Here is a 12,660-nt window from a genome sequence, read left to right as displayed (position 1 = left end):
ATCGGTATCCTTGCCTGTGTTCTTTAGAGCGCTTCGGCGCCGGAGATGATTTCGACGAGTTCGGTGGTGATCGCCGCCTGGCGTTGGCGGTTATACTGGATTGACAGGCGATTGATCATGTCGCCCGCGTTGCGCGTCGCATTGTCCATCGCGGTCATCTGCGAGCCGTAGAAGCCAGCGGCGTTCTCCAGCAGGGCGCGATAGATCTGAATGGCGACGTTGCGCGGCAGTAGGTCGGCGAGGATCGCTTCCTCGTCCGGTTCATATTCGACCGCAGCTGATGCGGTGCTGCCCTTGTTGTTCGCGGCGGCGGGTGCCGGGACGACCGGGATGATCTGGTCGACCTGCGGCTCCTGCGCCAGCACCGACTTGAACTCGCTGTACGCGAGGTGGGCGACATCGAACTGGCCGCTCAGGAAGCGGTCGGTGATGTCGTCTGCGATCGCCTGGGCGTCGGCATAGGCCGGCGACTTCATCCCGCTGGTATCGTGGTCGGCGATGATCGATTTGGGGAAGGAGCGGGCAATCACCGGCCGGCCCTTGCGGCCAACGATGTAGAACAGGACAGTCTTGCCCTGCGCCTGAAGTTCTTCCGCCTTCTTGCGAGCTGCACGGACGATGTTGGTGTTGAACGCACCCGCGAGGCCGCGATCGCCGGTGGCGAGCACGATCAAGTGGGTCTCGTCCTTACCGGTGCCCGCAATCAGCTTCGGCGACTGCGGACCGACGGTCACCCGGCTCGCCAGCGAACTGACGACTTCCGACAGCCGTGTCGCATAGGGGCGGCCGGCCTCGGCGTTCTGCTGCGCACGGCGCAGCTTCGCCGCTGCGACCATCTTCATCGCCTTGGTGATCTTCTGCGTCGACTTCACCGAGCCGATGCGAAGCTTCAATGCCTTGAGGCTGGCCATTGCCTACGCTTCCTTCAGCGACTGCTTAAGCGAACTGCTTGCCGAACGCGGTGAGCGCGTCCTTCAGCTTCTTCGCAGTGTCGTCGTCCAGCGCCTTGGTGTCGCGGATCGTCTTAAGAACGTCGGCGTGGTCCGAGCGCAGGAAAGCGAGCATCGCTGCTTCGTAGCGGGTCACGTCCTTGACATCGACGCTGTCGATGAAGCCGTTGGTGCCGGCGTAGATCGCTGCAACCTGCTCTTCAACCGGCATCGGCTGGTACTGTGGCTGCTTGAGCAACTCCGTCAGGCGGGCGCCGCGGGCCAGCAGCTTCTGGGTCGACGCATCGAGGTCCGAACCGAACTGGGCGAAGGCAGCCATTTCGCGATATTGCGCCAACTCCAGTTTGATGGAGCCGGCGACCTTCTTCATCGCCTTGGTCTGTGCGGCTGAGCCGACGCGGCTGACTGACAGGCCGACGTTAATCGCCGGGCGGATGCCCTGGTAAAAGAGGTCGGTTTCAAGGAAGATCTGGCCGTCGGTGATCGAAATAACGTTGGTCGGGATGTAGGCCGACACGTCGCCCGCCTGCGTCTCGATGATCGGCAGTGCGGTCAGGGAGCCGTTGCCATTGTCGTCGTTCAGCTTGGCGGCGCGCTCCAGCAGGCGTGAGTGGAGATAGAACACGTCGCCCGGATAGGCTTCGCGGCCCGGCGGACGGCGCAGCAGCAGTGACATCTGGCGATAGGCGACGGCCTGTTTCGAAAGGTCGTCGTAAACAATGACGGCGTGCATGCCGTTGTCGCGGAAATATTCGCCCATCGCGGCGCCGGTGTAGGGCGCGAGGAACTGCAGCGGGGCAGGCTCAGACGCGGTCGCGGCGACGACGATCGAATATTCCATCGCGCCATTTTCTTCGAGCGCGCGGACGATCTGGGCGACGGTCGAACGCTTCTGGCCGACGGCGACGTAAATGCAATAGAGCTTCTGGCTCTCGTCATCGCCGGCGTTGGCCGCCTTCTGATTGATGAAAGTGTCGAGCGCGACGGCGGTCTTGCCGGTCTGGCGGTCGCCGATGATCAGCTCGCGCTGGCCACGGCCAACGGGAACGAGTGCGTCGAGCGCCTTGAGGCCGGTCTGTACCGGCTCGTGAACCGACTTCCTCGGGATGATGCCCGGCGCCTTCACTTCGACGCGGCTGCGCTGCTCGGCGACGATCGGCCCTTTGCCGTCGATCGGGTTGCCCAGCGCGTCCACGACGCGGCCCAGCAGGCCCTTGCCGACGGGGACGTCGACGATCGTTCCGGTGCGTTTGGCGGTCGTGCCTTCCTTGATGGCGCTGTCCGACCCGAAGATCACGACGCCGACGTTATCGGCTTCGAGGTTGAGGGCCATGCCCTTGGTGCCGTCCTCGAACTCGACCATTTCGCCGGCCTGGACATTGTCGAGGCCATGGATGCGGGCGATGCCGTCACCGACCGACAGGACGCTGCCGACTTCGGAGACCTGCGCGTCGGCGTCGAAATTCGCGATCTGGTCGCGGATGACGCGGGAAATTTCAGCGGCGCGGATGTCCATCATTCAGCCTTTCATCGCCAAAGCGAGCGTGTTGAGTTTGGTTTTGATCGAGGCGTCGATCATCTGGCTGCCCAGACGGACGACGATGCCTCCAAGAAGCGAGGGATCGACCCGGGCGTCGATCGCGACATCGCGGCCGATGCGGGCCTTCAAATTGGTCTTGAGCGCGGCAATCTGGCCATCGTCCAGCGGGTGGGCTGAAACGACTTCCGCCGTGGTCTCGCCGCGGTGGCCGGCGGCCAACTGGCGAACCGACTTGATCACTGCCTTGAGCTGCGACAGCCGGCCGTTGTCGGCCAGCACGCCCAGGAACTTGGCGGTGATCGGGTCCAGGCCCAGCGAAGGGACAAGGGCACGGACTGCCTTGCCAGCTTCGGCGCGGCCGACCAGCGGACTGGTCGTCAGGGCGCGGAAGTCCGCCGATTCGGCAATCGCCGCCTCAAGCGAATCGAGGCTGCGGCTAACCGCGTCGATCTGATTTTCATCACGGGCAAGACCGAATAGAGCAGTGGCATAACGCCCCGCTAAACTGGCCTGAATGCCGCCGGAATTCTCCACGCGCTCGAAGCTCCAGACAAAGAAATTTGCCCCATGCGTTGAATGGGGCACAGCGGAAAAACCGCGCGCCCCCCATGGGTTGGCGCGCCCCTAGCAGGGGGTGGCGAACTAGGCAAGGCGGCTATCGCTGGTTTCAGCGCAAGCGGCGGGAAGCGGCACGCCTTTGCTCCGCTTATGGGGGCGCCATGACCTACCGAATCCAGGGCCTCGACCCATCGCCATTCGCCCATCTCAAGGGGCAAACCGACCAACAACTCGCGGCCCATGGCGCGACGAGGGTAATCGCCGACGCGCCGGTCGGATTTCCATGCCGCGTTACACTTGATGATGCGCAGCCCGGGCAGGCGATGCTGCTCGTAAATCACGTTTCGCACGACGGTAGGAATCCTTACCGCGCGTCGCACGCCATCTTCATCAGCGAGGATGCCTGCGATCCGGCGGCCTTTGTGGACGAGATACCTCCGGCGCTTGACCGACGTATTCTGTCGCTCCGTGCCTTCGGAACGGACGGCATGATGATCGATGCGGCGCTGGCACAGCCCGGAGAAGCTGATGATGTGATCCGTCGCCTGCTCGATAACGGCGCGGTCGACCATGTCGACGCTCATAATGCAGTCCGTGGCTGCTTCGCTGCGAGGGTCGATCGTGACTAGATCGCCTTGCTGAAAAAGCGGGTGAAAGGCGTGTCTAGGTAATCCGAGAAAGGGCCACTCGGCTCAAAACCTTCTCGCTCGTAGAGTCGGGCGGCCGCCGCAAATTGGGCGGTCGAGCCGGTCTCGAGGCTCAGCCGCGTCATGCCTTCTTCCCGTGCCACGGCGACAATATGGTCGAGGAGCGCTTTGCCAACGCCTCTACCCCGCGCGCCATCCCCGGTCCGCATCGACTTCACCTCGCCATGGTCGGGTCCCAGCCGTTTCAACGCGCCGCACCCGAGCAGTTCATTCTTTTCGCGCAGGGTGAAAAAGCGGATGTCCGGTGACTTGAGGCCGTCGGCCGGAAGGACGTGGCAGGCAGAAGGCGGGGATCCTGCCCTCATCTCCGTAAAATGCTGGTCCAGCAGCTGTTGGACATCGCGATGGTCCAGCTCGCCTTCATGCACCGACCACAACCGTTCGTTTGCAGTGTTGGAATTCATATGCTCGACCAGTTTCCTTTCTTTCAAACTGTCAATTCCTTGGTGCTGAACGTTATAAAGCTGGCGCCACGTTCGTGGTCTGCGCACTAACTTTGGTGCTTTGACCGCAAGCGATGGGAAGCGCGACCTTGGGGCGTGACCTATGTTAGGTCCATGCTGATGCGAACAATTGACGCGATAGACTCTTGGGACGCCGCTTGGGACGCCTTCGACCGGCGGGACCGCAGCTGGGACGGGCGGGTGATTGGTGCCGTGAAATCCACCGGCATTTATTGCAAGCCAAGCTGCCCGGCGCGGCGCCCGAAACGCGAAAATGTCGAATTTTTCCTCGATGCAGAGTCGGCGCGCTCCGCCGGCTATCGTGCCTGTCTGCGCTGCAAGCCCGACGAGGTCGGACGCGACCGCGAGGCGGTGGCGCAAGCGGTACAACTGATCGAAGCGGCAGAAGAGCCCCCGCTGCTTGCTGAACTCGCCGCCGCCGTGGGTTATGCCGAACATCATTTCCAGCGGCTGTTCACCCGCGACATGGGCGTGTCGCCCGCCGCTTACGCCCGCGCCGTCCGCGCCCGCCGGGCGGAAGCCCATTTGCAGGAGGATAAGCCGGTGACTGAAGCAATGTATGATGCTGGCTACGCCGCTCCCAGCCGCTTTTATGCCGATGCCAGGGACCGCCTTGGTATGACGCCCTCCGCATGGCGCGACGGCGGTCGCGGGGAAACGATCCGCTATGTCGTCACGGACAGTCCGCTGGGTTCATTGCTGGTGGCTGCCACAGCTAAAGGGATTTGCAGACTAACTTTTGATGAGGATGATGCGGCGCTCCGCAACCGCTTTCCCAACGCAGATATTCAGCCTGATGACGGTACCATTGCGGCTTGGGTCGAGGGCGCACTGTCAGCCATCAACCATCCGGAATCCGCGCCTGAACTCCCGATTGACGTCCGCGGCACGGCTTTCCAGGAGGCCGTCTGGCGCGAACTTCGCAGGATTCCTGTTGGGCAGACCCGCAGTTATGCAGACATTGCCAAGGCCGTGGGCGATCCTAATGCGACCAGGGCGGTCGGTACCGCGAATGGCGCCAATCCCGTGGCGGTGCTCGTGCCATGCCATCGCGTCATCCGGTCGGACGGGTCGCTGGGCGGCTACGCTGGCGGTCTGGACCGCAAGCGGAAATTGCTAAGTGCCGAGGGAGCCCGCTGGAAAGAGCAGGCGTCCCTCGACTTCTAGTGTCTCAGCTGTCGTCGCCGGACCTGCGCTTGCGCTCGGCTTCAGCCATATCGGCGGATAGCTTTTTGTAAGCTTCGTCCACCTTGTTCGCCTCGATCAGGTCAACGACGTCCCGCATCTTCTTCGCATTCTTCGATTCATGCGGGGCGATTGCGTAGGGCATCAGGATTGACCGGGCGAGTGGGCCCTTCTTCTCGGCTAGCAGCTGGCGCGCCAGCACTAGGCGGACTTCCGGGTCGAACAGCGCCATGTCATAGGCTTTTTCCAAGCCAATCACCGCGCTCTCCGGCGGTGTCACGCCTTCATAATAGTAGGTCAGATAGTTGTAGTAGAGTGGCGTCGGATGGTCGCTGTCGTTCTCGAAGGCCTTCGAGAACCATGTGCGCGCTGCCGCCATCTGCGCTTTATCGGTCCGGCCACGCTCGAAATGAATGCGACCCTTGATGATTTGGGCGTCGATCGAGTCGGGCTTGATCGCCAAGGCCCGATCGACGGCTGCTTCAGCTGCCGGCAATCGGGAAGCGTCGAAGTCCGACCAGTCGAGTTCGGCCTCCGCCAGCGCAAGCTGCGCTGCAAAGCTGCCCGGGAGCCTCTGCGCAATTTGCTGCGCGTCTCGGGCAACGTCTGGAGCCAGCTTCTTGTCGACGCCGCGCTTGCTCCGCATGACGACATCCATGACTGCTTCCTCGTCCGAGGCCAGCCTGCGCATCGTAACCTGCGGCGGAGAGTAGTTGGCAGGACGCACCTGGACGCCAGGCAACCTGCCGCTCTTATACTTGATCAGCTCACGATTGAGCTTGTCGAGGTCGCCGAAAGCGGCGCGGGCGGCCTCGGCCGGAGCGGTGCCAGCGTTGATGGCGCGGAGATACTGCTTGAGCTGGCCTTTGCGGCTCGGTTCGAACGTCAGATAATGGTTCAGCAACCAGCCGACGGAATAATAAGCATAAAAATCTTCGCCGGTCGGCTTGTTGCGACTGGCCAACAGCCGTTCGACCGGAACGTTGATATAGTTTCCGAAGAGCGCGTCGGACCGATATTGGGGCGGATTGCCTAGATGGAAGCTGCCATCGTCGTTTAGCACCATGGTCGCTGCCGTTTCAGCAAAGCCTTCCACATACCAGGACGGATAGGCCGCCGAGAAATGCTGGAACATGAAGTGATGGGTATATTCGTGGAACATCACGCTCTGGGGATCGAGGTCGGTTTTGCTGCTCCGCCCACGGGCACCCAGCAGTTCCCCGGTCCCGCGCTTCTCGTTCTTAGCCGGGGTGAATGAAACCGAACCGCCCAGACGCGGAATATAGAAGCCGGCAACGCTACCGGAGCCTGCGAGCCTGCCGATATCGCGCGTATCGCCGGTGCGGAAGACCGTTAGGCGCTGCGAATCCGACTTGATCGGGCTGAAGTCGACATTCTGGAGAGAGCGAAGCGAAATATCGACGCGTTCCATCTTCTCGGCGAACTCTTTCGCGTCCGCGGCCGAACTCTCGGAGTAAACGATGAAGTGGTCGGTTTTGGCTTCCCACCATTCCGCATAGGCTGCACTCGGAAACATGACTGTTGCGGAAAGCAACGCCGCAAATTGAAAACGCATTCTCACTCCCCCGATAAATCCCCATCAAACTGTAACGAGCCAGAACCGTTTGAAAAGACCCCTTTTTTTGAAACGCCTCAGACAAAGCTATAAGGGTCGACATCCACCGCGACCCTGACTTTCGAACTCCACTCAACCCCGCCCAGCCAGTCGCGAATAACGTCCTGGACGTCCAGCTTCCGCGCCGCGTGCACCAGCAGCCGCTGCCGGTGACGGCCGCGCAGCATTGCGAGCGGGGCGGGCGCCGGACCAAATACCGCCATCCCCTCTACCGACGGCGCGGCTAAGCCGATCCGCCGAGCGACCGCCTCCGATTCCGCCTTGTCTTCACTGGACACGACGATCGCGGCGAGCCTGCCGAACGGCGGCATTCCGGCGTCGCGCCGCGCCTCGGTCTCTGCTGCGTAAAATCCGAGCGCGTCACCGCCCACAAGCGCGGCAATAACGGGTGCATCCGGATCGTGCGTCTGGACTAGCACGCGGCCGGGCTTATCGCCGCGGCCGGCACGACCCGCGACCTGTTGGATCTGCTGGAAGGTTCGCTCCGCCGCTCGAAGGTCACCGCCCTGCAAGCCAAGGTCGGCGTCGACCACCCCGACCAGCGTTAAGTTGGGAAAGTGATAGCCTTTGGTGATAAGCTGGGTGCCGACGACGATGTCGATCTTCCCCGCCTCCATGGCATGGACGAATTCGGCAGCGCGGGCAGGGGACCAGATGGTGTCGGACGTGACCACTGCGGTGCGCGCCTCCGGAAACAGTTCGGCAACTTCGTCGGCGATGCGCTCGACGCCCGGGCCGCAAGCCACGAGGCTGTCCTCGTCACCGCATTCAGGACACTGCTTTGGCGGCGGCATGACATGGCCGCAATGGTGACAGGCGAGCCGGTGCATCAGGCGATGCTCAACCATCCACGCCGTGCAATTGGGGCACTGGAAACGATGTCCACAGGTCCGGCAGAGGGTCAGCGGCGCAAAGCCGCGGCGGTTTAGGAACAGAAGCGACTGCTGTCCTGCCGCGAGGTTCGCCTCCAGCTCCGCGACCAGGCTTGGCGCGATCCAGCGTCCCCGCGGCGGCGGGTCCTGCGTCAGGTCGATCGCGCGGATGGACGGCATTTCCGCCGCCCCGTGTCGCTCGGTCAGTTGGAGTTCGCGATAACGGCCGATCTGGACCATGTGCCTTGTTTCAATTGCGGGGGTAGCCGAGGCCAGCACGACAGGAATCTCCTCGAAGTGCCCGCGCATCACGGCCACGTCCCGAGCATGGTACTGGACTCCTTCTTCCTGCTTGAAGCTCGGCTCATGCGCCTCGTCGACGACAATCAGGCCGAGGTTGGCGTAGGGCAGGAAGAGTGAGGACCGGGCTCCGACCACGACTTTCGCATCGCCGTTGGCGATGGCTCGCCACGCGCGGCGGCGCTGAGAAGATCGCAAATCGCTATGCCAAGCGACCGGTTCACAACCGAATCGGGCCGTGAAGCGAGTAAGGAAGGGCTCGGTCAGCGCGATTTCAGGCAGAAGGACTAGAACCTGCCGACCTTGCCGGATCGCTTCAGCAATCGCTTCGAAGTAGACTTCGGTCTTGCCCGATCCCGTGACGCCGTCGAGCACGACAGGGTCGAACCCGCTGCCGATGGCTGAGATCAGGCTATCAGCGGCCGCGGCCTGTTCTGCGTTAAGAGCCGGCGGTGCAAAATCCGGATCGGGTTCGGGTAACGGCTGGTCGGCGTCGACCTCGACGCGCTCCAGTGCCCCAGCGTTTACCAGTCCGCGAACCACCGCGTCGCTAACCTCGGCGTGGGACGCAAGCTCCCGCACCGTACCTTGCCGTCCTTCGATGCGCGACAGCGCCTGTTCGCGCTGCGGGGTCAACCGAGGCGGCACCAGACCGGTCGGCCGATACTCGATCATCTGGCGGGGACCCGCCAACGCGGATGAAGAGGGCAGGACCATTCGCAGCACGGCGGCGAGCGGCGAGAGGTAGTAATCGGCGGTCCATTCGCAAAGCCGGCGAAGAGGAGCGCTAATCGCCGGAACGTCGACGACGCCGGCCAGCGGGCGAAGCCGGTTGTCGCCAATCTCTTCAGTCGGAAGGCGGTCAGCTTCCCATGCAACGCCAATCAACTGGCGCGGCCCCAGTGGCGCAACGACAACGCTTCCCGGTTTGACCGCCATGCCATCCGGCACCCGGTAATCGAGCGGACCTAGAGCGGCATTTAGCGTAACGACCCGAGCGCGGGGAAGCGGCACCTTGGGTTAGCGGCCGCGCTTCTTGCGGTGGCTGTCGAGGTCGAGCACGGCGGTTTCTTCGCCTTCTTCCGGCATCAGGCCAAGGCGGCGAGCGACTTCCTGATAGGCTTCGGCCTCACCGCCAAGGCTCTGGCGAAAGCGGTCCTTGTCCAGCTTTTCACTCGTCTTCATGTCCCACAGGCGGCAGCCGTCCGGGCTGATTTCGTCAGCCAGGATGATGCGGCTGTAGTCATTGTCCCAGATGCGGCCGAACTCCAGCTTGAAGTCGACCAGCCGGATGCCGATGCCAGCGAACATGCCGCACATGAAGTCGTTTACGCGGATTGCCATGTCGGCAATATCGTTCATTTCGTCTTGGCTGGCCCAGCCGAAGCAGGCGATATGCTCGTCGGCGATCATCGGGTCGCCCAGCGCGTCATCCTTGTAGTAATATTCGATGATCGTGCGGGGCAGCTGCGTGCCCTCCTCGATCCCCAGCCGCTTCGACAGCGAACCCGCCGCGACGTTGCGCACGACGACCTCGATTGGCACGATCTCGACCTGTCGGACCAGCTGTTCGCGCATGTTGATCCGGCGGATGAAGTGAGTTGGCACGCCGATTGTCTGCAGCGCCGTGAAGATATGTTCTGAAATGCGGTTGTTGAGGACGCCCTTGCCGCTGATCGTTCCGCGTTTCTGTGCATTGAACGCGGTGGCGTCGTCCTTGAAATACTGGATCAGGGTGCCCGGCTCGGGACCTTCATAAAGGATCTTGGCCTTGCCTTCGTAAATCTGGCGGCGACGAACCATGGGCGCTGGAGACTCCGGTCGGAACGAGAAGAGGGGCGGCTATAGGCGAGCCGCCCCCCGTCCGCAATCGAACCGTCCTGCCATGTTCAGGCAACGCCCGCGCGCCCGCCACGTGAATGGGCGGAGCCGCTCCACGGGGCCCGAAACTGGATCGCGGCAATCAAGCTGAATGTCCGTGAGGTGCTGGCGATCAGCCGATCGATGCCGTCGTGCAGCGCGTCACGGCCATCCTGGTAATTGCGGTCATAAAGTTCGTCACGCATGTCGTCCTCCCTTTTGGCGTTGAAGATAATCAGGCGGCCAGGTTGACCGGCCGCTCGTCGGACCGTTCCGACCAGTTGCGATGAAGAAGCTCGAAATTGCGCGCCGTGCGTCGTGCCTGGCTGGTCAGCGCCGCGCGAATGGCGGCGCCGTTCTCGACGAACTGCGAAGGTTTGAACTGGTAGGTCATAGCGACATCCTCCTTTCCGGCGGCGCCGGCGGTGGGCTGGGGAGAGGGCCGCCGGCGCTAGGGGGGATTTAATGGACCAGCGCAGTCGCCGCCAATGAAAGACTGGACGGTTTCGATAAGCTCAGCTTATATATTCACCGACATGCGCAGGTTGCCGCCACTATCCGCCATCCGCGTCTTCGAGGCCGCGGGCAGGCTGGAAAATTTCACTGCCGCAGCGAATGAGCTGGGGATGACGCAGGCAGCCGTTTCCTATCAGGTGAAATTATTGGAAGGCCGGCTGGGGGCGGCATTGTTCCTGCGCGAAAAGGGCCGCGCGAAGCTGACTCCGCTGGGCGCCCGCCTGCTTCCCCAACTGACTCAGGCATTTGACGCGATTGCGACCGCCTTCGCCTCGCATCGTGAAGAGGACGAAGGTCTGCTGACCGTTTCGACCACCTTCACCTTTGCGAATACCTGGCTAGCCTGGCGGCTCGGGGGTTTTCAGGTCGAGCATCCCGATCTCGCGGTGCGGCTGGCCACCGGTAATAAGTTGGTAGACCTGAAAGCCGGCGAAGCCGATGTCGCGATCCGTGCTGGAGTGGGTCCTTGGGACGGCCTTGAATCGACCGAGCTGATGCCGGTCGATTTCTCGCCGATGTGTGCGCCCTCATTTCTGAAGCGGATTGAAGCGCAGCTGGGCAGGGCAGTGGAGCCCCGCGACCTGCCCAACCTTCCGCTCATCAGTCCCGAAGACATTTGGTGGGATGCCTGGTTCAAAGCGGCGAACGTCGAAGGATCCAGTCGACCGAGGCGTGCAGGACTCCGGCTGGACAGCCAGGCCGATGAAGGTCACGCGGCGATGGGCGGGCAGGGGTTCGTGCTGCTCACACCCGCTTTCTGGCATAACGACATTTCGGACGGTCGGTTGGTCCAGCCCTTCGACCTCACTGCGACGGCGGGGTTTCGCTACTGGCTGGTGGTTGCGCCCGAGCGACGGCAGGTGCCGAAGATCAAGCGCTTTCGCGAGTGGTTGTTGGCCCAGGTCGCCGAGGCCGGCCTGCCGCCGCAGCCACCGCCTCTTCCTGCTGCCTGATCATAATACAAGAAACCCCGGGAAGCAGCTGCTTCCCGGGGTCGCTTTGCTTGGCCGTAGCCTCGCTCTCGCTTAGCCGCGCTCCGGCTCCGGCGGCGGCGGGGGCGGCGGCGGCGGCGGCGGCGGCGGCGGGCAAGTGTCCGTCGCCAGGATCACCGAACCGTCCGGGCACGTCTGCGTCGCCGGAGGCGGCGGCGGAGGCGGGGGCGGGGGCGGCGGGGGCGGAGGGGGCGGCGCGGCCGATCCGAAGTTGAAGATCAGGCTCGCAAGCAGGCTGTGCGAGCGGAACTTCTGCTCGAAATCAGCAAAAGCCACCGCGTTGGTCGTGACGACGGTCGTGACCGGAGCGGTGGTGCCGACAACAACCGTTTCCGGGTTGCCTGCCAGCGCGAGGCCGACATCATCCGAGAAGTTAAGGTTGCCGGTCCGGAAGTAGCGATACTTCAGGCCCAGGTCGACGTTCGGGCTGAGCGCGTAGCGGACACCGGCGATGAGCTGGTAAGCCCATGCGCTATCCTTCTCGCCGCCGAACTTGACGCGCGCACGGCCGAAACCGCCGCCGCCGTAGAAGGAAAGGCCGTCGTCATCGCCAAAATCAACGAGGGCATTGATCATGCCGGAAAGGACGGTGGCCTTACCGTCAAGATCGAAGTCCGCTGAGCTTAGTGCCGGCAGCGGGTCGACCGGATCCGGCGCAACGTCGGCGTCAGGCCGATTCAGGTCCGCATTCAGCGCATTGATGAAGTCGTCGTCGACCTGGAATTCATCGAGCTTGGCGCGCTTGTAGCCCAGTTCGGCTTCCAGCCGGAACATGCCGAAGTCGTAGCCGATGATGGCGTCGACATCGAGGCCCTTCTTGTAGTCGAAACCGAAGGCGTCTTCGGCGGTGAAGTCGGACGGGCCCGCAATGAGCGGAGTCGTCGCGACAGTCTGGGTGGTGGTGTAGTCGACGAAGACATCGCCGTCCTGGTCCTTGGGGAACATGATGCCCCCTTCGATCCCGACGTAAGCCTGGCCGTCCCGCGCCTGTGCCGGCGCGGCGATCGCGACTACCGCGACCGCTGTGAGTAGGTATCTCTTCATGCAACTTCCCCTTTTCGCTGAACTTGCACCGGCCAA

General features: G+C 62.9%; 13 protein-coding genes. 3 read left to right on the top strand and 10 right to left on the bottom strand.

All coding sequences use genetic code 11. The features are described from left to right. Nucleotides 1-23: 23 nt before the first annotated feature. The 3 genes from D3M59_RS02230 to D3M59_RS02220 are packed head-to-tail and all read right to left on the bottom strand — an operon-like array spanning nt 24 to nt 3,024. Nucleotides 24-911 carry a F0F1 ATP synthase subunit gamma gene (locus D3M59_RS02230; protein ID WP_119531185.1) on the bottom strand — a complete coding sequence of 296 codons (888 nt, stop codon included), beginning with the start codon at nt 909-911 and terminating at the stop codon, nt 24-26. A 25-nt stretch (nt 912-936) separates the two neighbouring features. Then, nucleotides 937-2,466, bottom strand: a complete 1,530-nt coding sequence (atpA, locus tag D3M59_RS02225; RefSeq protein WP_119532826.1) for a F0F1 ATP synthase subunit alpha — start codon at nt 2,464-2,466, stop codon at nt 937-939. Between the two features lie 3 nt (nt 2,467-2,469). Further along, nucleotides 2,470-3,024 carry a F0F1 ATP synthase subunit delta gene (locus D3M59_RS02220; RefSeq protein ID WP_119531183.1) on the bottom strand — a complete coding sequence of 185 codons (555 nt, stop codon included), beginning with the start codon at nt 3,022-3,024 and terminating at the stop codon, nt 2,470-2,472. A 185-nt stretch (nt 3,025-3,209) separates the two neighbouring features. Here D3M59_RS02220 and D3M59_RS02215 point away from each other — a divergent pair, with 185 nt between their 5' ends. Then, complete coding sequence (locus D3M59_RS02215; protein ID WP_119531181.1) at nt 3,210-3,677, top strand: DUF1203 domain-containing protein; 468 nt, start codon at nt 3,210-3,212, stop codon at nt 3,675-3,677. Here the strand turns inward: D3M59_RS02215 and D3M59_RS02210 are convergent. Further along, nucleotides 3,674-4,186 carry a GNAT family N-acetyltransferase gene (locus D3M59_RS02210; protein ID WP_233543105.1) on the bottom strand — a complete coding sequence of 171 codons (513 nt, stop codon included), beginning with the start codon at nt 4,184-4,186 and terminating at the stop codon, nt 3,674-3,676. The genes D3M59_RS02215 and D3M59_RS02210 overlap by 4 nt on opposite strands. 126 nt (nt 4,187-4,312) lie before the next feature. Between D3M59_RS02210 and D3M59_RS02205 the strand changes: the two genes are divergently transcribed. Further along, the gene (locus D3M59_RS02205; protein ID WP_233543104.1) at nt 4,313-5,386 is read left to right on the top strand and encodes a bifunctional transcriptional activator/DNA repair enzyme AdaA; all 1,074 of its coding nucleotides are present in this window, start codon (nt 4,313-4,315) and stop codon (nt 5,384-5,386) included. Between the two features lie 4 nt (nt 5,387-5,390). Here D3M59_RS02205 and D3M59_RS02200 read toward each other — a convergent pair whose 3' ends face one another. From D3M59_RS02200 to D3M59_RS12015, 5 genes are all read right to left on the bottom strand, one after another. Continuing rightward, nucleotides 5,391-6,980 carry a tetratricopeptide repeat protein gene (locus D3M59_RS02200; protein ID WP_147416677.1) on the bottom strand — a complete coding sequence of 530 codons (1,590 nt, stop codon included), beginning with the start codon at nt 6,978-6,980 and terminating at the stop codon, nt 5,391-5,393. A 77-nt stretch (nt 6,981-7,057) separates the two neighbouring features. After that, on the bottom strand, nt 7,058-9,226 hold the full coding sequence (locus D3M59_RS02195) for a primosomal protein N' (RefSeq protein WP_119531175.1): 2,169 nt from the start codon (nt 9,224-9,226) through the stop codon (nt 7,058-7,060). 6 nt (nt 9,227-9,232) lie between these two features. Beyond that, complete coding sequence (gene purC / locus D3M59_RS02190) at nt 9,233-10,015, bottom strand: phosphoribosylaminoimidazolesuccinocarboxamide synthase (protein WP_119531173.1); 783 nt, start codon at nt 10,013-10,015, stop codon at nt 9,233-9,235. An 86-nt stretch (nt 10,016-10,101) separates the two neighbouring features. Next, the gene (locus D3M59_RS12020) at nt 10,102-10,278 is read right to left on the bottom strand and encodes a hypothetical protein (protein WP_158581924.1); all 177 of its coding nucleotides are present in this window, start codon (nt 10,276-10,278) and stop codon (nt 10,102-10,104) included. Between the two features lie 29 nt (nt 10,279-10,307). Further along, the gene (locus tag D3M59_RS12015; protein WP_158581923.1) at nt 10,308-10,466 is read right to left on the bottom strand and encodes a hypothetical protein; all 159 of its coding nucleotides are present in this window, start codon (nt 10,464-10,466) and stop codon (nt 10,308-10,310) included. 94 nt (nt 10,467-10,560) lie between these two features. On the opposite strand from D3M59_RS12015, the gene D3M59_RS02185 reads away from it, so the two are divergent. Then, nucleotides 10,561-11,541: a LysR substrate-binding domain-containing protein gene (locus tag D3M59_RS02185; protein WP_233543103.1), complete on the top strand. Its 981-nt coding sequence runs from the start codon at nt 10,561-10,563 to the stop codon at nt 11,539-11,541. Nucleotides 11,542-11,613: 72 nt separating this feature from the next. On the opposite strand, the gene D3M59_RS12300 is transcribed toward D3M59_RS02185, so the two are convergent. Next, nucleotides 11,614-12,624 carry an outer membrane beta-barrel protein gene (locus D3M59_RS12300; protein WP_158581922.1) on the bottom strand — a complete coding sequence of 337 codons (1,011 nt, stop codon included), beginning with the start codon at nt 12,622-12,624 and terminating at the stop codon, nt 11,614-11,616. Nucleotides 12,625-12,660 lie beyond the last annotated feature (36 nt).

The organism is Sphingomonas edaphi (assembly GCF_003583725.1).
GTDB classification, from domain to species: Bacteria; Pseudomonadota; Alphaproteobacteria; order Sphingomonadales; family Sphingomonadaceae; genus Sphingomicrobium; species Sphingomicrobium edaphi.
The sequence above is the reverse complement of the archived record's forward strand: the minus strand, read 5'-3'. Positions and strand labels throughout refer to the sequence as shown.

Excerpts from the sequence above, each read along its gene's own strand:
- D3M59_RS02230 (WP_119531185.1), bottom strand. The coding sequence starts at position 911 with ATGGCCAGCCTCAAGGCATTGAAGCTTCGCATCGGCTCGGTGAAGTCG.
- D3M59_RS02215 (WP_119531181.1), top strand. The coding sequence starts at position 3,210 with ATGACCTACCGAATCCAGGGCCTCGACCCATCGCCATTCGCCCATCTC.
- D3M59_RS02185 (WP_233543103.1), top strand. The coding sequence starts at position 10,561 with ATGAAAGACTGGACGGTTTCGATAAGCTCAGCTTATATATTCACCGAC.
- D3M59_RS12015 (WP_158581923.1), bottom strand. The coding sequence starts at position 10,466 with ATGACCTACCAGTTCAAACCTTCGCAGTTCGTCGAGAACGGCGCCGCC.
- purC (WP_119531173.1), bottom strand. The coding sequence starts at position 10,015 with ATGGTTCGTCGCCGCCAGATTTACGAAGGCAAGGCCAAGATCCTTTAT.
- D3M59_RS02205 (WP_233543104.1), top strand. The coding sequence starts at position 4,313 with ATGCTGATGCGAACAATTGACGCGATAGACTCTTGGGACGCCGCTTGG.
- atpA (WP_119532826.1), bottom strand. The coding sequence starts at position 2,466 with ATGGACATCCGCGCCGCTGAAATTTCCCGCGTCATCCGCGACCAGATC.
- D3M59_RS02200 (WP_147416677.1), bottom strand. The coding sequence starts at position 6,980 with ATGCGTTTTCAATTTGCGGCGTTGCTTTCCGCAACAGTCATGTTTCCG.
- D3M59_RS12300 (WP_158581922.1), bottom strand. The coding sequence starts at position 12,624 with ATGAAGAGATACCTACTCACAGCGGTCGCGGTAGTCGCGATCGCCGCG.
- D3M59_RS12020 (WP_158581924.1), bottom strand. The coding sequence starts at position 10,278 with ATGCGTGACGAACTTTATGACCGCAATTACCAGGATGGCCGTGACGCG.